The 19,032-nt window shown below is 52.0% G+C and carries 18 protein-coding genes and 1 tRNA gene; 6 read left to right on the forward strand and 13 right to left on the reverse strand.

All coding sequences use genetic code 11. From position 1 onward, the window contains the following. Positions 1 to 2: 2 nt before the first annotated feature. From AC2FFP_RS06275 to AC2FFP_RS06310, 8 genes are all read right to left on the reverse strand, one after another. The gene (locus AC2FFP_RS06275; RefSeq protein ID WP_496766780.1) at positions 3 to 986 is read right to left on the reverse strand and encodes a hypothetical protein; all 984 of its coding nucleotides are present in this window, start codon (positions 984 to 986) and stop codon (positions 3 to 5) included. A gap of 31 nt (positions 987 to 1,017) precedes the next feature. Then, positions 1,018 to 2,016 (reverse strand): glycosyltransferase family 2 protein, encoded by a 999-nt coding sequence (locus AC2FFP_RS06280; protein ID WP_496766781.1) that lies wholly within the window; start codon positions 2,014 to 2,016, stop codon positions 1,018 to 1,020. Between the two features lie 108 nt (positions 2,017 to 2,124). Then, positions 2,125 to 4,140: a hypothetical protein gene (locus AC2FFP_RS06285; RefSeq protein WP_496843990.1), complete on the reverse strand. Its 2,016-nt coding sequence runs from the start codon at positions 4,138 to 4,140 to the stop codon at positions 2,125 to 2,127. Then, positions 4,137 to 5,081 (reverse strand): hypothetical protein, encoded by a 945-nt coding sequence (locus tag AC2FFP_RS06290; protein WP_496880822.1) that lies wholly within the window; start codon positions 5,079 to 5,081, stop codon positions 4,137 to 4,139. The genes AC2FFP_RS06285 and AC2FFP_RS06290 overlap by 4 nt, the downstream gene beginning before the upstream one ends. Positions 5,082 to 5,086: 5 nt before the next feature. Then, positions 5,087 to 6,070 carry a glycosyltransferase family 2 protein gene (locus AC2FFP_RS06295; RefSeq protein ID WP_496722247.1) on the reverse strand — a complete coding sequence of 328 codons (984 nt, stop codon included), beginning with the start codon at positions 6,068 to 6,070 and terminating at the stop codon, positions 5,087 to 5,089. Between the two features lie 29 nt (positions 6,071 to 6,099). Beyond that, positions 6,100 to 6,303, reverse strand: coding sequence for a hypothetical protein (locus AC2FFP_RS06300; protein WP_496880823.1), 204 nt, complete (start codon positions 6,301 to 6,303; stop codon positions 6,100 to 6,102). Positions 6,304 to 6,462: 159 nt separating this feature from the next. Then, entirely contained in the window at positions 6,463 to 6,885 is a 423-nt protein-coding gene (locus AC2FFP_RS06305) for a hypothetical protein (protein ID WP_496738749.1), read from the reverse strand. Between the two features lie 503 nt (positions 6,886 to 7,388). Then, a complete protein-coding gene (locus tag AC2FFP_RS06310) occupies positions 7,389 to 8,330 on the reverse strand; it encodes a response regulator (protein WP_496722243.1) in 942 nt (313 codons plus the stop codon). Between the two features lie 557 nt (positions 8,331 to 8,887). On the opposite strand from AC2FFP_RS06310, the gene AC2FFP_RS06315 reads away from it, so the two are divergent. Together AC2FFP_RS06315 and AC2FFP_RS06320 are read left to right on the forward strand one after the other, a co-directional pair. After that, a complete protein-coding gene (locus AC2FFP_RS06315; protein ID WP_496738750.1) occupies positions 8,888 to 9,628 on the forward strand; it encodes an acyl-homoserine-lactone synthase in 741 nt (246 codons plus the stop codon). Between the two features lie 402 nt (positions 9,629 to 10,030). Beyond that, a complete protein-coding gene (locus tag AC2FFP_RS06320) occupies positions 10,031 to 11,164 on the forward strand; it encodes a response regulator (RefSeq protein ID WP_496880824.1) in 1,134 nt (377 codons plus the stop codon). Between the two features lie 66 nt (positions 11,165 to 11,230). Here AC2FFP_RS06320 and AC2FFP_RS06325 read toward each other — a convergent pair whose 3' ends face one another. Then, positions 11,231 to 12,520, reverse strand: coding sequence for a cytochrome P450 (locus AC2FFP_RS06325; RefSeq protein WP_496880825.1), 1,290 nt, complete (start codon positions 12,518 to 12,520; stop codon positions 11,231 to 11,233). Positions 12,521 to 12,864: 344 nt separating this feature from the next. Between AC2FFP_RS06325 and AC2FFP_RS06330 the strand changes: the two genes are divergently transcribed. Next, entirely contained in the window at positions 12,865 to 14,298 is a 1,434-nt protein-coding gene (locus AC2FFP_RS06330) for a sensor histidine kinase (RefSeq protein ID WP_496843992.1), read from the forward strand. Between the two features lie 485 nt (positions 14,299 to 14,783). Here the strand turns inward: AC2FFP_RS06330 and AC2FFP_RS06335 are convergent, their stop codons facing one another. After that, positions 14,784 to 14,945 (reverse strand): hypothetical protein, encoded by a 162-nt coding sequence (locus AC2FFP_RS06335; RefSeq protein ID WP_496722233.1) that lies wholly within the window; start codon positions 14,943 to 14,945, stop codon positions 14,784 to 14,786. Positions 14,946 to 15,167: 222 nt separating this feature from the next. Next, positions 15,168 to 15,254, reverse strand: a tRNA-Leu gene (locus AC2FFP_RS06340). A gap of 144 nt (positions 15,255 to 15,398) precedes the next feature. Here AC2FFP_RS06340 and AC2FFP_RS06345 point away from each other — a divergent pair. Together AC2FFP_RS06345 and lipB are read left to right on the forward strand one after the other, a co-directional pair. Then, entirely contained in the window at positions 15,399 to 16,058 is a 660-nt protein-coding gene (locus AC2FFP_RS06345; protein WP_496843994.1) for a DsbA family oxidoreductase, read from the forward strand. A gap of 39 nt (positions 16,059 to 16,097) precedes the next feature. After that, positions 16,098 to 16,754, forward strand: a complete 657-nt coding sequence (gene lipB, locus AC2FFP_RS06350) for a lipoyl(octanoyl) transferase LipB (RefSeq protein ID WP_496843995.1) — start codon at positions 16,098 to 16,100, stop codon at positions 16,752 to 16,754. Positions 16,755 to 17,052: 298 nt separating this feature from the next. Here lipB and AC2FFP_RS06355 read toward each other — a convergent pair whose 3' ends face one another. Further along, positions 17,053 to 18,000: a cation diffusion facilitator family transporter gene (locus AC2FFP_RS06355; RefSeq protein ID WP_496766792.1), complete on the reverse strand. Its 948-nt coding sequence runs from the start codon at positions 17,998 to 18,000 to the stop codon at positions 17,053 to 17,055. Positions 18,001 to 18,084: 84 nt separating this feature from the next. Here AC2FFP_RS06355 and AC2FFP_RS06360 point away from each other — a divergent pair, with 84 nt between their 5' ends. Further along, positions 18,085 to 18,510 carry a MerR family transcriptional regulator gene (locus AC2FFP_RS06360; RefSeq protein ID WP_496738757.1) on the forward strand — a complete coding sequence of 142 codons (426 nt, stop codon included), beginning with the start codon at positions 18,085 to 18,087 and terminating at the stop codon, positions 18,508 to 18,510. 11 nt (positions 18,511 to 18,521) lie between these two features. On the opposite strand, the gene AC2FFP_RS06365 is transcribed toward AC2FFP_RS06360, so the two are convergent. Then, positions 18,522 to 18,941, reverse strand: coding sequence for an HIT family protein (locus AC2FFP_RS06365; protein ID WP_496732967.1), 420 nt, complete (start codon positions 18,939 to 18,941; stop codon positions 18,522 to 18,524). Positions 18,942 to 19,032 lie beyond the last annotated feature (91 nt).

Raw genomic sequence — 19,032 nt, forward strand, 5'->3', positions numbered from 1 at the left:
GATCAGCTGTCCAAAGCCATACGGAACACGATCTCAGAGGCTTTACGCAACGCCTCATACTCTTCGGGCGTATCCCGGCGGAACATCTTGTCCTCATCGCTTAGTTTTGTCGGGGTGAACAGTTCAGGCCTGTCGGGAAAGAACTCTTGCTGAAAGGCGGTATCCTGCTTGGCCAGGAATTCGTCCAGCCAAGCGCGCTCATCGGGTTCCAGAACATCATTCCGGCGCACCATGACGGGATCATCGACAAAAATTCGGCGTAACTGGCGACTTTTCTTACGCCCCAGTGCACGGGAGATGACACCAAAAGCTTCGCTCGCCGCGCGGGATTGCGACGGGTTGGACACGGTTTCTGCTGAAACCTCCTCCGCCAATGGCGTACCGATCCGCGACAGGAAATCATCAACGACGTTGCCCCGCACCATGCCCGAGCGTTCATACAAAAGCGGAGCAACGGTGACGCCGGGAAAGGCGGTCCGGATTTCGGCGATTTTGGCAGAAAAGCTCAACCGTTCCGGGTGGTTGCGGATAAGATCAAGTTGCTGGCGGATGTATTCAGTGCCGCCGTTGGACAGCCGCCCTGCCTTGGCCCGCTGTTTGTAATCCGCCTCGAAGAAATCGGAATACCGGCGGCAATAGTAGGTGATCGTCAATGCACGCGAGGGGATATCAGCAAAAACCTCGGCCAGCCGGTTCAGATTGCAGGAATAGAACATCTCGGACGAAACAACACAGGTCTGATCTGCATGCGCATCGTATTCAGTGGTCATGGCAGACCGAAACGGATCCATCGGATCAGCGCTCTGGTTGATGTGAAAGGCGACGATGTTGTGACTTATCGCCAGACGTGTGCCGCCATCCAGCCGACGCCGGCCGGTTTCCATATAATGCAGGCCGATCTCGTTCATGACCGAATGTTTCCGGCGCAGAAATCCCTGCAAGGCGGTCGTGCCAGTTTTGGGCATTCCCATGTGCAGCCAAAGCATTACCTAGCTCCTGTCCCCGAACTGTGCTGCGTCATGCCTGCTGGCTGGCCGTGAAACCTGCGGTCATCTGCTGCATGAGGTCCTGCATCTCGGGCAGGTCACGCAATTGCGCGATCTGTTGGCGGTGAAGATCGCAAGACGCATGATGAAGGCGCGCAACCTCGGGGTCAGAGAGCATTTCGTAATAGAAACCACGTTTGCGATCCAAAACCACATCGATCGAGGTATTCATCTCAGCGTTCTGGTTCATCATGTTCCAGTATTCCAGGCCAAGGCTTTCCCCCAAATGGTGAGCGCGACCGCGCATCTTTTTGACCAGATAACTTTCGCAGGATTTCAGAGCATAGTGGTTGACCTGCACGAACTCATAGCCGACCGAGTCACGGGCGGATCGCCAGCTTCTGTCATAATATCGTTCAGGCATCAGCTGACCCGACCCGTTGTACCAATGGCACTCTTCAATGGTTTCGACTGTCGGCTTTTTGGGACGATGAACGCCCAAGCCATCCCAGATCTCACGCTGGAACATGGTCTTAAAGCCCCAAGCCTGCGGCGGTCGGTAGATCTTTTCCGGAGCGGCCTGTCGGAACTGATCCGACAAAAACCGGTCTTCGTACCGCACGACACCTGCGTTTCCGAACAACCGCCATGTCATTGAAATCGTCTTGGCGTTAGGGATGGCATCGGTCAATGCCCGCAGCGTATGATCCCCGGTCTTGATGTTGATATGTTCATCGGCGTCGATCACCACGACCCAATCCTGCGGGCGTGCGACTTCCATCTTCAGGAAAGTATTATAAGCACGCTTTTGCGGGCTGGTTTTGCGGCGTGAATTGTTGTCGATATGCGTCAGCACGCCCTTTTCATCCAACCGTTGCAGCAAGGCATCGGTGCCATCGGTGCAGTCATTGGTCATCACAACCATCTGGTCGATACCAATCGCACGGTTATGGGCCACCCACTCTAGCACGAACGGGCCTTCGTTCTTCATCGGAGTGACACTGATATATCGAGGGTCCTGATCGGTCATGATTGACTGCCCTGTTCGTTGTTTTTGCCCGGAACTAATCGGGATCATTCTGAATTTGCCGGTAAATTAAGTTGAATTAATGGAACTACCAAGGGGAAATCCGGTCAATTACCCACCTGCCCGTTTAAGTTGGTTCGAGAACCGCTTGAGTTTGGGGCAAAGGTCACGCGCCCGGGACAGGTATTTTCGGGCTTTGGCCTTTTCTCCCTTTCGAAGCAATAATTGCCCTGCAGCACCCTGTATTGCCGCTGTATTGTCGTCGATGTCGGCTGCTTCCATAATTTGTTGATGTGCCTGCTCTTCTGCGCCAATCCGGTCCAGAAAACACCCCATCGCGAAAATCAGAAACGGATTACCGGGATCACAGGCCAATGCATCCGCCATCGCCAAACGCGCCCGCGAATTGTCGCCTTCCGCTTCATATAGTTCTGACAGACGTTTCTGATAAAGAGGATTGTCCGGACGTTGTGTACAAACCCATTGCGCAACATCAATGGCCTTTTCATTTGGCATCCGGCCCAGACGAACCTGCAGCACGGATGTCAAACTTTTGTGCTCGGGGCTATCCTCGGAAAACTGGGCATCTGGTGACAAGTTCTTCATGGTCTTAAGACCATCTTGCAGCGCCAAAAGACGTTCTCTGTTGCCTTTCAAACGCCGCGCGCGCTCATCCAGAGACAGAACGGACCAATCCAGAAGAATGAGATCAAAGTTACACGGACGGCGGGCAATAACCTTCCGTTGCGCAACATGTGCATTGAAATTGAACCAAGATCTACGAATTGATTTCTGAACAGCCCAGTCGATTGGTGGCAGTGCCCTGAAAGCAAGTTGATCACGGAACAACAGGCGCGACCCAAAAATTGTAACATCCGGCCGCAGAGGTTTGGCCCAAAACGCCAAGCTGAATTCTCGTGCCGCCATCCACCTTTTTTTTTGAGAGCCCAGAACCGCAGCCCTCAACGCGCGCGCTACCGCGTGGTCCTCGGGCCAGAGGTTAATATCTCCCAACGCCCGATCGGCCATCTGCAATGCTTCGTCGCCTCGCCGCAAATAGAAAAGGTTAATTGCCTGTAACACTGGCAGGAACGCATTGTCCGCTCCGGCCTCAAGGATCTGGCTTCCAATCTCCGTTGCCAATGCAGTGCGATCCTCAGCGCGAAAATCAAACAGATGAAACGTCGCTTTTGCGTAAATGTGTGCAGCTTCGGACGGATTTAGAAACCCCGTATCTCCTTTGGACAGTCTCTGAACGACTTTCTCGTTAGCGGCATTGAGTTCGTCTTCTGAGAGAACGTCCCGAAACACCTTGCTTTGATGTCCTGCAATCCGTGAGGCCGCCATCGAAAATGCCGAAACTGCAGGCGCAATTACCAGATCCGCCCGCGACATTGTGTAGAGTTCAAGAAAATCCCGCTTTGCTCGCGTCATGCCTGAGACATCAGCAATGTCTGACATCTGCAATAGATGCGGAAACTGTTTCTGAAACCGGGCAATCAGTTCCGGCTGGTCCGAGAACATAATGGCCCCTTTATCGGTGTTCTTCGCCAGATGTGCCTCATACAGTTCTTCGGGTTCGATCTTTGCGGGCCAGGTCGTGTGCTTCCACGGCAACCCATTCAAAATATCACCGCGGCGGATGTGATAGGCAGATACGCCCTGCCCTGACAGCCTGGCATCCGCGTAATCCATAATTTCGCGTATTTCTTCCGTGAACCCGACCCGGTGAATGAAGTCGCGATACCTTGGCCGGATGGTCTCGACGTCCTCCCACGGGAAGGCCAGCACCTCGAAACCTTCCTCGACCAACACCGACCGTCCGGCGTTGAGATGCGCAATCAGGCGGTCGGGCGACGTGTCGCTTTGGAAGGACCAGATCGGCAAGGCATTCTGCGAAAGGGCTCCGAACTCCTTGGGAGTAAGGAAATGTTCATCCATCCAGTCCTGCGCGAACAACTCTTGTGGGTGGTCCAGCTCGGGCGCGTCCGCGCCTTGCGGGAACCAATTCACCCGGTAGGTCGTGTTGAAATCTTCGGCCAGCCGGATGCAGGTCAGCATCATCAGCAACCGCGCGCCCATGCGGTCCTTGCGCTGGCCGACAAACACACCTTTGGCGGCGCTCACGAGGCGTCCCTTTCCTTCTCGGCCATGGCCTGCCGGCGCAGTCGGCGGAACCGCTGCCGGGCTTTTGCCGCCAAGTCAGGGTGCCGCTCGGCGCCGATGGCCTCAATCCCCCGAATATACATAGGCAGGCGACGTCGGGCGCGCATCATCTTGTAATAACCGACCGTATCCAGTGAGCCGTCCATCGCCCCCAGCATCACGGGCTTGAGGATATCCAGCTTGCGCAGCATAGGCGCCGCGAAATGGTTTGAAAACCAGGTCTTGAGCAACATCACGTTGTCGCCCTGCAGACGCTGAACCTGCTGCCGGTCCAGATCAAAGAATGGGTCGTAAAAGACGTAAGCCTTACCAGCTGTCTGAACAGTTTGAGCCGCATCGCTCATTGGCAGATCCCAATCCTGTACGCGGCCGAACCTATAGCGGGTTTCCCAAGGCACCAGCCGTTCATCCAGTGTTGTCTGAGGGTTGAACGCGATCACATGCGCGCCGGGTACATGCGCCGAAAAGGTCAGTGCCCCAAAGCCGCCCATCGATGCGCCTGCAAAAACCACCTGATCGAACCGGTCAAAGAACCCCTCGGCGACCTTGTTTTCAAAATAGGAAATGATCTCGGGGTCGCGATACCACGCTTTGGTGCGCGCGAAGACGCCCATGTGGGACCACCCTTCGTCGCGAAAGAATTTCCAGCCCCACGGCTCGCGCGCGAAGGATAGGTCATTGGCGTTGGCGATATTGTCGAAGCTGACTACCAGACGCTTTGGGTAGCGCTGATGGAACAGGATCGAGTGGCGTTCCAGTTTCTGAAAGAATCCAGTGCCGTCGCCGCCGGGGTACAGTTCGACAAACCAAGGCGGAGCGGGATCCGTCAGGATACGCTCATACCCTGTCTTGCGATCAGGGTGTTCCGGTTTCAGCTGCTCTTTCGAAAGGTCTTCGGCCATGATGATCAGATCAGGTTATCGGCGAGCCAGACGCGAAACTCTACCCATTCCGGGCGCATCTTGATTTCGGACACTTTGGCGCGGTGCCAGTCGCAAGCCTGCGCGTGCAATTCATTCAACTCTTCATCCGCCTTCAGTTCGGCGAGCAGAGGTGCGGCGCGGCGTGCGGCGGGCAAGATGGATTGGTCGGACTCTTTGTTGGCATTCATGTCCTGCCAATAAGCTTGCCCCTGATCTACTTTGATGTGGTTTGTTCTACCCCGGTCGCGCTTGACAAGAAACCCGTCCATGGACCGGACTGAATAGTGGTGGATGCGTCCCAAGGAATGGTCGAACCCGCGCCACGCCCGCCAACCGACTTTATCGGCTGGAAACAGCTTTCCGCCAGCATCTGACCAAGCGATGTCAGGCGCTACCTCCTCGTCAAAGCCCTTTGGGCGATGCGGACCAAACCGAGTGAACTTGCCATTGTTTCGGAACAGCGTTTTCAGCCCAAAAGCGCGGCTTGAATGATAGGGGAACTCTTGATCCCCCATCGAGAATACCTCTGTCACCGGTCTGTCTTCGAAACTGATGTTTCCAGAACTTCCAAACAACTTCCACGCAAGAGATATCGCATCGACCGGTTGACCTGCCTTTTGTTCGACCTCGGAAATCAGGTCATGAAATCCGTTGTCGCCGCAGCGGATATTCCAGAATTCATCTACATCCAGACATAACAGCCAATCGGCCTCCTTGACCTTGGGCTGACGGCGCGCGCGGCGCAGCATCTGGTGCTGGGGATTGCCCCCTTCTTTCACTTCATTGCTGACATGAGTGGCCAAGCCAAGCTCTTGCAATCTTGCAGCAATCTTGTCCGTTCCGTCATCACAGTCGTTGGTGAAAATCACAAAATGATCAATGCCGAGTGTTTTGTGGAACGCGACCCATTCCAGCATATACGGGCCTTCGTTCTTCATCGTTGTGAACACGGTGATGGACTGAGACATATTACCCTTCCCAAATAGTCTTGCCCCACTCATACACATCCCGATCCACGTGGGCGAGATAGGAAATTGCGGTGCGGGCATTCCAACGCGAACTGGTGCATCTCTAAACGGCGGATGCACTGATAAATCGCTAATTTCAGCTGGATAATGGTGCGGTCGAGAAGCATCTGGCGATTTCGAACTAGCTTCTCAGACCCAATATTTTTATGAGCAAAACGCCCTTCTTTAGCCATCAGGTTTCCCCAAATGTGTGCTGTGTAAGGAGGTATTGTGTGTTGTGGAGGCTGTCAATCGGCTCAGGTTTTTTCGTCCAGATAGTTATGGCACACGCTTTGCGCATGCAGAGGGTTTTCTGCTTCACACCGTGCCGCTGCCTCCGCATGGCGAAGTTCCTACTCTTTATCAATTCGAACTAATTCGGCAGTATACCGTTCCGGGCCGATATCCGCCATTTCGGAAATCCAGAGTTCTTGGTCCTTGTCTTTTAGCGAGGGAAGGTATGCCTCTGGGTTGTCTTGTTTAAGTAACGCTGGTTCAACTTCCTCTTGTTTGTTTACCATGCTAAGTGACCTGAACGTGGCTGGCATCCCCACGAAGGACAATACAGCGAAGCTAAAACCTCTATGGCCCAGCTTGAGCTTAGGCAGCGGCTTGATCAGCGCAAACCCCGGCACAAGCAACAGCAATAAGCCCGTGACGAAACCTAACTCAGGCGATACGACAGCCAAAAATACTGACCCGATTAACAGGGCAATTACTATACCAATGCCGTTTACTAATTTCATATTTTTCAATACCTTAACTGCTGCACTCAAAACTGAACCCTCATACAAAACTGTGCCAAGAAGTTGGAGAGTTCGAAAATTCCGCAGAACTCTTGGGATTATTTGAGAACCTGAGGAAGCCCCAAATATTGGTAATGGTCACGCGGCAAACCGAAGGACCAAATTGGAGGAATTGCCGTCAGCGGCCCAACCCACTTCGCTTGGGTTTACAGAGCAAGGCGCAGAAACAAATGAGCGCATCTTGGGTGTGAAGCCATAGAAAGATAAGAGTTTACTATTCAGGGAATGAAAGAAAGGCGGGGATACCAGATCTCGCATCAAGTCGGACCCCGAGAAAAGGCTGACGGGTTCTTTCTCCGAATTGTTGCCGCCGGATGGGCGCTAGGATCGAACAAAGTAGGGCAAATGCACACAGTTTGACCGCCCTATGAATGAGCGCGTAGCTTTACTTCCCCCCCCAAAAAACTTAGGGCGTTTTAACGTGCTCTTTCCACCAGTATCTGGTCATAATCACCATCCATGTGTGCAGTTTTTCAACCGATATTCGCCGCTCGACCCTCCGACATTTCAGCCATTTCGACGGCCTTGTCTATCAAGAACAACGCCTCCATCTTGGTTTTGGCTTTTAGCATAACTTCTTCGCTCACCTGGAAGCCAATTGGCCGGCCTGAAGTGGCATCACCGGAAATATCTTTCAATGCTTCCGGAAGCGGAGCACCCAACTGGTCCACTCTCAAGTCAATTTGATTGTCGTAGATCACCAAGAACACGCCATTCCCCCAATAGGTCGCCACTTTACGCCCTTCCTGATTAGCTGACAGAACTGCTGTGCCAGCTAAAGTCATGGCACTACGGAATTCACTGACCGTGCTCGTCTTATAGATTTGTTCAGCGCCTGTGCATTTAACCGCCACAAGTTTTGCAGCCATGGAGTGCATAGTTGAAAGCTGAATTACGTAGTTCTCAAATTCAGCTAACCCAATGAATCCGGGCAATTCTCCGAAACATTGTGGATCACTTAAGCGAACGTCCGGACTATTGTCAAAACACAACTCAAAATCCGCTTCAGCTTCGAGCACCTCGATTGCGGCTCTGCGTTCCGCTGCCATCCTATACGCGTCGGACAACCTCTGCTTCAGATCAGAGAACTCAAAAGGCTTTGTAACGTAGTCTGTGGCCCCAACTCCGAATGCCTCGTCGATGTACTCTTTTTGCACCATGGCGGTCACCATGATAATGGGCGTGTACGTGTGTTCTGGTAGTTTTCGCACTTCTTCGCAAAGAGTAATGCCGTTCATTTGCGGCATCTGCACATCCAGTAGCAAGCAGTCAAACGCTTCGTTAGGTCTCGACAGTATTTCAATGGCCTCCCGCCCACTTCTGGCGGTGACGACATCTTTATAACCGAACGCGTCCAGAACTCTATCTAGCAACTCCAGGATACTCGGATCGTCATCTACAGCAAGTATACGCATAACTTTTCACCAACCTTTTGCACCTCACCAAACGTTAGGCATTGCAGACTTAAGGCAACGTTTGGCCGGCGCATAAAACACTCAGGGTTTCTTCATCCTCTCTTACGAAGGCGGCAAAACGGTGACATAAGGCGGGCTTCCTTATGTCTGTGCATTTTTTTTAATTTGAACAATATTTTCCGCGCAAGTGCGCATATTGAAAAGTAAATCCCTCAAATTCTTGATGCCATTTTGATTTTACTCCTATCAGCCGTCACGGCTGCCTCGAAACATTATCGGAGAGCGAGACGGCGCCTGATCCATCGTGGATTCGAAAAGAATACGCAAAAGAAGCTGTCTTTTTTCAAAGTGTTGCCAGACGCGAAGAAATAAATGAAGCCTGCGGGAGAAAATAACAGCCAAGAACTATCTAAAGTTTTTGGTCAGTCAGTAAACTCAACCAAAGGGAGGGAGGAGATTTAGACACACCTATCCATCTATTCGGACAACTACCGCATAGGGTTGTGGACTTGCTGAACTGAATCTTGCCATAAGTGTGTCAAAAATATGAGTAAAATATGGACAGACCACTCAGGTATAAGCAGACATACCCGCTCTCGGAGGGGTTTCCGAAACTAACACCTGCTAACGGGACTTCAGGCGCACCAAGTGCTTTGGCGCGACTAGAAATTTTTGCTGTCAAAAGCAGTCCGCCAACGTCACGTGGTGACATTGGCAATATTCGCGCGACTACACTTAATTTTCGCAATATTTACGAGTATGGCACCCTGCTGGCAAAATACCTTGAAACCAGAAAGTCAATTTTCATTGACCAGTTAAAGTGGCAAGTTGGTGAAGCTGACGGGATGGAATTCGACCAATACGACACGCCAGCCTGTCGATGGATTGTGTTGCATGAATTCGGTGAAGTTTTAGGCGGTGTGCGACTTCTACCCACGACCGCAGAATGCGGCGTATATAGTTATATGCTGCGCGACGCGCAAAGAGGTATCCTTAAAGGAATACCATCTGACGTTTTATTTATGGACGCCCCGGTAAAGCACTCTGTTTGGGAAGCATCCCGTTTCTTCGTGGCAAAGGATGTTGCATCGTCACGCAGGCTGCTGGTTCAACAGGAGTTGTTTCACCAGATGACTACTGTCGCGATGGAAGGTGGTGCGACCAGCATACTGGGCATCGTCCCCTCAGTCTGGGCACGGTGGTCACGGCGACTGGGCATCAATGCCTCGCCTGTCGGCGCAAAGTTTTCCATCGATGGCACCGTCAGTCAGTCAGTTTTGTTCAACATCCATAAGTAAATGGAACCACTCAGCCACTAGAGCGTCTTTTGTACTCTTGGACGCTCGGCGCAGATTTCTTAGCAACTATGATTGATTTTCAGACTATTGGGAAACCGCGGCTGTTTTGCATGTTAGTGGGGTTTCCAGAATTGATGTTTGGACTTCCAACCGTTGTTCAATTCCGTAGTTTTGCGATCTTATACTGCTCTTAGGCACGAACACATTGCCAAAAAAAAATGTTAAGAGAATGCGACGGTAGTTCACAACAATAACTGGCAACTCGTCGTTGAAGCCGCTGGCGCCAAATAAAGGTCAAGAAAAAACCCCTTTCTACGACGATTTTCTCCATTTTTGCCGCTGTTTCGACCCACTCGCCTCATAAGTTTAACCCGTTATGAGGATATCGGTGGTTCACCAGTTATGAGACATTCCACATTCGTAAGTGATCGGTTCCAAAAAAAGTTGGAGCTTCGAGCACAAAGAAAGACCGCGCTTGCTGTTCTGGCGGTTGATGATGATCCTGACATTCTGAAATTGCTCCAATCAGCACTTCCTGAACTCGAAAACTGCAAAGTGGTTGCCGCCAGTTCAGCTGATGAAGCGCTTCGGCAGATAGAAGCAGCGGAATCCCCATTCGACTGTCTGCTTGTTGACATTCAGATGCCCGGAACCTCTGGGATAGAGTTGCTTTCGCAAATCCGAAACTTGCCGGACAATCTGGAAACACCTGTTATAATGTTAACTGCTCTAGATGACAGGCAGAACATCGAGAGGGCATTTTTAGAAGGCGCATTTGATTACATAACTAAGCCCTTCGACTTCTTCGAATTGCGCAGCCGTATGAACGCCGCCCATCTTCTAATGATGGAGAGAAAGAAAACACAATCCTCTTCAGCGTCGATAGAAAGTCTTCGTAGTGAACTGGATTTTAATCAGAAATTCAGTTTTGAAGACCCCCTGTCTATCGACGAGCAGGAACAATGCTTGGGGTATGTCGAGTTCGACAACTATGTGGAGCAGCTTTCACGGGGGCGCCGATTTGACTCCTGGGTTACAGCAATCAAATTTCGCGATGCGGGGTACCACTTTGATCTGAGGGAATTTGGAGATTTTCGGCGCGCTGTTTCCGACATTGGATTTTGCATTCAAAAGACAACACAGGCCGCCGGAGGAATCTATTCCTATCGAGGGAGTGGCGTTTTTCTCGTTATTACACATGGACGGGAACGCACCCTGAATATTCCAACCGAAGCTTTTCTAAACCAGGAACTAAGGACCGTTCTCAGTAACCGATGCGCCTCTGTCCATCTTAAGGTGGTGAAGAGTACACCGGTGTCGCTTCGTTCAATTACAAAGGTTGGAGCATTCGCATCTTTGGACACCGCTGTTAAAATGGTGAATCTTCGTGAGACCAATCTCAGAAAGGGCCTTGTTGCGACCTGCCCCTCGATTTCAAAGCACACGCCGCATCGCAAAGAAATGGCCAACAATAGATTGTTTGATACCGTCCTGCGTGAAATGTACGGCGATGACACTTACCTCACTCGCCGGTAGCAAGCTTTGTCTTTGGCAAAGGCCGACCTCGAACAGAAGTCGAACACTAGGGTTTAGATATTAACTTTAGTCGCGAACCCGTTCGGCATTGAGGATGAGTGGGCCACTGGTACGCATGGTGAACGTCAAAACTGGTTCCGGTATTTCTGACTCAGTAGTCGAAAAATTTATTCTACGGAGCACTGAAGCCATAAGCACCATGATCTCAGTTTCAGCGTACTGAGCGCCAATGCAGATTCTGGGACCATCTCCGAACGGAATGTACTGACCTCGAGGCAGTGTAGATCCCAGGAACCGTTCCGGCCGATAGTCGTTGGGAGCATCCCATAATTTTTCATTTCTGTGCAAAGAGTAAACTGGGAAAAACAAAGCATCGCCATTTTCAATCTTTACCCCTTTAATTTCAAGGTCCGCAGCTGCGTCTCTGGCAAAAAACGCGGCGGAGGGATAAAGCCGCAGCGTCTCTTTAACATGCGCGCGCAAGAGTGGCATTGCCTCCAGGTCCGAGAATTCCAATAGGCCTTCTGGGCGAACAGATCGAATTTCTTGTCTAACCCTTGCTTGCATATCTTGGTGCAAGGCCAGCAGATAGTATCCCCAGGCCAATGCGTTAGCGGAAGTTTCATGACCAGCGACGACAAAGGTCAAAAGGTTGTCAACAGTTGTCGCTTCATCTTCGAAATCGGTTTTCAAGGCCTCAATCATGAAATCGAGGAAGTCCAATGGCTCGCTACGGCCTTCGGCCCGACGCTGATCTATGACCCGTCTGGCGAGGTCTCGCATATTAGTAACCGGGGCCAAGCTGCGTAGCCAATTTTTCCGCGGCAACCACTTTGGCAAACCCATTAAATCGAAAAGGGACAGATCAGAAATGTACTCGAAATACTTGATCAGCCCCACTCGTACCTGCTCTGAACTGACTTCCTTATTACCTGAAAAAATCACTCTAGAAATATTCGTCAATGTTGATGCTGGCGCAATTTGTGCAATATCCACTGGGCCTTCGTGATCCGCCAATGAGTCTGCAATCTCGACACCAGTCTCTGCAAAATGCCGAGCCAGAACCGGGAGGTTTCTGGCGGCGAACAATGGAGAATACCTTCGCCTCTGCTGACGCCATTTTTCCCCTTCTGAGAGTATTAAACCGTTGCCTACAGCCGATCCAATAATGTCTTTGGTGAACTTGGCTTTGGGAAACGAACGGCCCTGGCCGACGAGTAATTCGGTTACCATTTCAGGATCGCAGATATAGTGTATGTTCAAAGGTCCACGAACATAAGTTTCACGCAGAGTTTCTGCCGGGATGACTTCAAACATGTTGCGGCCAGCTGACCTTGCAAACTGAAGCAGTGTCACCGGCTTTGTCGCAAGCCTAGCGGTAACAGGAGCGACAGTACCCTGCCTCAACTTCGTATTTTCAACTGCAGTCAAGCCCCAACCCTTTTAGAATTATTCTTTCTTTCGGACACATTAAGGTGAAAAAATTCCCACTTAGCAACGAGATCCTCGATTTTGGGTACCCTGCTCTGCAATTGTGCAAAAAATTTGCGGCCTCCTATACCAAAAACTTGCGTGAATCGCCCAACAATCGCGGTAGGCTTCAAAGGATTGGCGCCAAACTGTGAACCCAATTTGGACCAACTAAGTCCTCATTATGCCGGTATTGGTACTTTCCAAGCGCGAAAAACGAAGACATTTGGATGACAGCCACCGACGCCAATCTGCCGGACCGGGATTCCGGTGAAACGGAAAACCGGCTTCTGCAAAACATCATAGATTATACTGCCATGAGCTTTGCGCTTCTGTGGCAGCGGCAGGCTATTTATCTGGCCACGACCATTTTGACTGCGTTCTTCTTCGATCCCTTTAACGCCATGTTGTTCTATGGGACGATCCTCATTTGTGAAGTGCAAGATTTATTGCTGGCCAAACGCGTACCGCGCTTAAAGCCAGACCAGCACAAAGCAATAGGTATGATGGTTGTTTGGATTCTGTTGAACACGGTCCTGAGCTCAGCCGCAATCTGCCTGTACGCAGTTTCAGTTGCTTTCGCACAGCCCGCCGGTGGTCACTTTACGCCAATGTTCTTCTTGTTTGCTGCGGCGTTGTTTGCAGCAATGAACAACCATCAGTTTCTGTGGGCGATGATTGTCCGTTTGGCCATGTACGGCGTTTCGTTCATGTTGATTGTCGTCAAGGATATCTGGATCGAACGCCCCGAGCTTTCATCTGAACTCTGGTTGCACTTCTTCACCGTTATCTTTGTAATGTATTTTCTGATCGACTGTTCGATGGTGTTTCTGAAGCTCTACCGCAGGAATTTGGAGCAACTCGAAAAGCTCAAAGCAGAGCACGAAAGAACAAAAGCGGCCTACATTGCAAAGACTCAGTTCATATCGACAGTCAGCCATGAGCTGCGTACGCCTCTTACATCGATCAAGGGGTCGCTTGACCTAATCAACACAGGCGCATTGGGTGAAGTTCCAGATTCAATGCAAAGCCTCATACACTTAGCGTGCAAAAACAGCGAACGGCTAGCATCACTTATCAATGATGTGCTGGACATCCAAAAAATGGAGGCCGGTGAAATGAACTACCGTGAAGGAACTATTGATGTACATACGCTGGTTCAGGAAGCGATTTCCGTTAACACCGGGTACACCAGTGCTCACAACGTAGGAATTGTGGAGGACATAAGGGGAAACAAAGATCTGTTCGTTAAAGGTGATGCGTCCCGCCTTCTTCAAGTGTTGGCCAACATGATCTCCAACGCAGCCAAATTTTCCCTTGATGGAGGCGAGATAACCGTCGGATGCGAAAAAGTCCGTGGGAAGATTCGCCTCTTCGTCAAAGACCACGGCATAGGGATACCCGAGGGGTGCCAGGACAAAGTCTTCGATCGCTTTTCACAGATTGACTCTTCCGATGAACGTCACGCAGGCGGTACAGGGCTCGGGATGCACATTTCAAAGGAAATTGTGGAGCATTTTGGAGGAGAAATAGACTACAGAAGCAAACTTGGTGAAGGCACAGAGTTTTTTATTATGCTTCCCGCCATATGCGGGCATGAAGTAGGTACCGCCGGAGACGAGCAGACCTCACTACCCTGCGCCATGCAATCCAAGCAACATTAGCGGAATCCTACTGAGCAATTTCGATGGTACATCACCGTACTACTTCGAAGCAATCCCATGGTTCCAGAGCGGATTTTCCGTGGTATAGTTAACCCTAAAATCACAAGACCTCGTGGCACACTCGAAACCGCCTGTGGTGAAAAGAGGGAGTCTGCGTAATGCCAATGCAACCCCAAAAAGAAAATGCTGTTCCGATCATGCGATCGGAACAGCAAACTCGTTACTAAGTACATTTCCTAAGATGCGGTAGATTCACAACTTTCGGCAAAAAGGCCTTCTACTTGCAGGCCGCGATATCACAAGAATTATATTAAGGTATGAAGTATCCAAGCACTGAGAATTTCTCGTGTTTTGTTCGTTTCCGCTGTTCCAAATGATAGAAACTGGAAACAAAGAAGCCAATGGCCACCAAACTGTTAACGTTTTTCAGCTTACCCATCGATTCGGCACTCTCTATTTGAACTAATTCACTCGTTGTCCTGCGCTTAAATATCCAGCATGTCGAACAACATCGGCTTCGGGGGTTCCCGATTAAGGTTCAGGATAGCGGCTACAACTTCGCGGGCCTCTCCACGGGCTTCTAGGCTTTCCCCCACTAGCCGACGGGTCCAGCTATCGTCGGGGTCCAACCCTTGAACACCCGCCATTTAATGCTTTGCAAGTTGCTGGGCGTCGATGAACTTCTGAGTGGCAGATCTTGTGGCAACCTCAGGTTGCCGCCTGTACGTAAGCAAACGATGCCGTTCAATTTATGCGTAATCGATGCGAAAATATTGCGTAAAGGTCTACGAAACAGTTGAAATTACAGTGATTTTTTTTGAGCTTCACTCCGAAAGGTATTGTTTTTATTTTCAATAACTTACAAGATATGGTGCGGTCGAGAAGACTCGAACTTCCACGGGTGTTACCCCACAGCGACCTCAACGCTGCGCGTCTACCAATTCCGCCACGACCGCACTGCCAATGACTTGGTAGAGGGGCATATAGACGGTGGCGAACAGGATGTGAAGAGGCAAAAAACACGTCGATTTGAATTCCGCAGTGCCATCCTTATCTGTACTGCAGACAGCGAATATTTCCCCCTTCCCCGGAGCCCGCCCATGACCGCGCAAGATCCCCGCCCAATTGTCCAGATTGATATCGTCTCAGACGTTGTGTGCCCCTGGTGCATCGTGGGGTTTCGCCAGCTGGACCTGGCTTTGAAAGAAAAAAACGTGCTGGCTAATCTCAGATGGCATCCTTTTGAGCTGAACCCCAATATGCCGCCAGAGGGCCAGAACCTGCGCGAACATATCATGGAGAAGTATGGCTCGACGGTCGAGCAGAGCCAGCAGGCCCGCGATCGGCTAACCCAGATCGGCGCCGAGCTTGGCTTCACGTTCAACTTCAATGACGACAGCCAGATGGTGAATACTTTTGCAGCACATCAACTGTTGGACTGGGCCGAAACGCAAGGCCGCCAGCATCCGTTGAAAATGGCCCTGTTCGAGGCTTACTTTACCAATCAACAGGACGTATCCCAATCCGAGGTCCTGCTTGATGCGGCCCAAGTCGCGGGTCTGGACCGGGACGCTGCCCATGCGGCTCTGACTTCGGGCGATCACATTGCGCCGGTTCGCCAAAAGCAGCAGGTCTGGACCAGCCGTGGTGTTTCAGGTGTCCCGTCAATGGTGTTTGAGGGCAAGTACCTGGTGACCGGTGCGCAAGGGGCCGAAACCTATTCTGACCTGCTGCAACGGTGCCTGACCGAGGCTGCGTGACCTCTTTTCTTCGCCCTGCCCCGGCGGTAAGGAGCATTTATGGAATGGAAGATCACTGACGGGCTGACCGATTACAAAGATGCCGTCGCCTTCATGGAGGCGCGCGTGGCCGCAATTGCGGCCGGAGAAGCGGATGAGTGTGTGTGGCTGCTGGAGCATCCGCCGCTTTACACGGCCGGCACCTCAGCCCGGATCGAAGACCTGACCGACCCGGATCGCTTTCCGGTCTTTGAGGCCAAGCGCGGCGGTGAATACACCTATCACGGCCCCGGCCAGCGCGTGGCCTATGTGATGCTGGATCTGAACAAACGCGGCAAGGATGTGCGTCGTTTCGTCAAGCAACTGGAAGAATGGGTGATCGCAGCGCTGGCCGAGTTCAACGTGCATGGTGAAATCCGTGACGGTCGCGTCGGTGTTTGGGTGCGGCGCAACGACAAACCACTGACCGCTTCGGGCCAACCTGCCGAGGATAAGGTAGCGGCGATCGGATTGCGCCTGCGCAAATGGGTCAGCTTCCACGGCATCTCGATCAATGTCGAACCTGACCTCGAGCATTTTTCAGGTATTGTCCCCTGCGGCATCACCGAACATGGGGTTACGTCGCTTGTCGATCTGGGGTTGCCGGTCACCCTGGTGGACGTGGACACGGCCCTGCGGAATACTTTTTCAGAGGTTTTTGACCTCGATAGGGCCTGAATTGATACCCGCGAATCGTTCAGAGTCCATGTGCTGTTAACAATATCGCGATTTTTGGCAGCTCTGTTTCCACATTGGACCGAAATTCCCCAATATTTGCAGTGCAAAATGAGCAAATCAGCCAAAAGCTCACTCAAATAGATACATCCCGCGTATTTGGGAGTAGTATAGACTTACCGTTCTTAGAGTGAGTGGTGTGTTAACCGGTGATCTTGGGTCATCCCGAGTAATCGGAAAGGTATTAGTTAACGAGTCTGCCGTTCCGACCCCAAATCGGAGCGGCAATTCACATTCAACTCTATGGATTCTCTTCTGTATGCCCGAAACGTGACGACCCGACACACGCGCGGTCGATCTGCTCAAGCTCAAGCGTGGTGTGACCAATGGCAAATCGGTCGCGGAGCGAATGTCTGACGCTGGCTCTCACCCCTTCCGCATCAGCCCAGGCCGCCGCGTCCACGACCAGATGGGCCGTCAACGCAGGCTCTCTCTCCTGCATGCTCCACAAGTGGATATGGTGAACCTCGGACACTCCGGGTATGTCCTCGATGGCCGAGGCAACTTCTTCCGGGTCCAGATCGGGGGGCGCTGCCATCATCAGAACGCGGATCGTTTCGCCAATTTCACTTTTGACATGCCACAGTATGTAGACCGAAATCAGGACCGTGACGGCGGGGTCTACCCAAGTCCAGTTGAACAGGATCACCGCGGTGCCGGCAATAATCACAGCCACCGATCCCAAGGCGTCCGCAACATTGTGCAGAAACGCCGCCCGGATGTTCATGCTGTCCTTGGCCATCGAGTAAGTTAGCGCAGCCGTGACAAGGTCCACAATCAAAGCCAGCGCCGCAATCCAGACGACCATCCAGCCGTTAACCGGCTCAGGCTCAAAAAACCGCATCACGCCTTCGTAGAACAAGTACACCGACAGCACGACCAGAGTGGTGTAGTTGACCAGCGCTGCGACGACCTCGGCCCGGCCATAGCCGAAGCTCATGCGTGGGTCGGCAGGTCGGCGGGCGATTTTGCGGGCAAAAAACGCGATGACCAGCGCAATAGCGTCAGAGAAGTTATGCAGGGCGTCGGCGATCAACGCCAGCGACCCTGAAAAAATGCCCCCAATGACCTGCGCCAGCGTCAGGAACATGTTGACGGCAATGGCCCAGGCAACGCGCGTGTCCCCTGCTTCCGGGTCTATGTGATGGTGCGCGTGGCTGTGCCCCTTATGAGAGTGATTATGTGCCATCTGAAATGTTTGTCCCTTGTTACGGCTGCACATTGCATGTAATTCCTCTAGTAACTAGAGGTTCAAGAGCCCTGAGGAAAAAAGATGTATTCAATTGGGTTTCTGTCGCGTCATACGGGGGTCAAGGTTCCGACCATCCGGTTTTATGAAGACAAAGGGCTGTTGCCGCGTCCGGACCGAACAGCGGGTAATCAGCGCCGGTACGACGACACTGCATTGAAACGGCTGCTTTTTATTCGCCATTGCCGCGATCTGGGTTTACCGCTGACCGATGTCGTAGGTTTGCTGTCTCTGGAAGGCGCGTCTGGCCGCGACCTTAACCAAGCGCATGAAATTGCCGAAAGACAGCTGGCCGACCTGCGGGACCGTATTTCCCGCCTGCGCAGCCTTGAGGCCGAACTGACCCGAATTTCCAAAGCCTGCGATGGCAAGCACGACCATGTCTGCGCCGTGCTTCACGCATTTGGCGATCACAGTGAGTGCGCGGGGCCACACGCGCACTCGAAGTAACTGCTTGCCGGTCAGCTCAGCGCGGCTTTGATCTTTTCGGCATGCTGCGCGATCAGGTCGAAATCGCCCATCGTTCCGGGTGCCCGCACGGCAACACCATCATGGCGTGGCAGGATATGGAAATGCAGATGGAACACCTCCTGCCCTCCGGCGGCCTCGTTGAATTGCTGGACCGTGACCCCATCCGCATCGAACGCTGCAACGACGGCCTTGGCCATTTTCTGGACCGTTGCGGTCACAGCAGCCAGTTGTGCAGGCGTTGCATCCAGAATGTTGCGGCAGGGGGTTTTAGGGATCACCAGCAGATGCCCGTCCGCGCGCGGCATGATATCCATGAAAGCCACCGTATCGTCATCTTCGTATACTCGGCTCGAAGGGATTTCTGCGCGCAAAATCTTGGCAAAAATATTCTCGGGATCATAAGCGGTCATTTCAATTCTCCGATTAACGCGTTGCCGACAGTTCTGCGGCGCACCCTGGCCCGGGTCAAGCGGGGAACGCAATTCCCAGCCGCCCCCTTGA

The organism is Ruegeria sp. YTSC004, assembly GCF_059609805.1.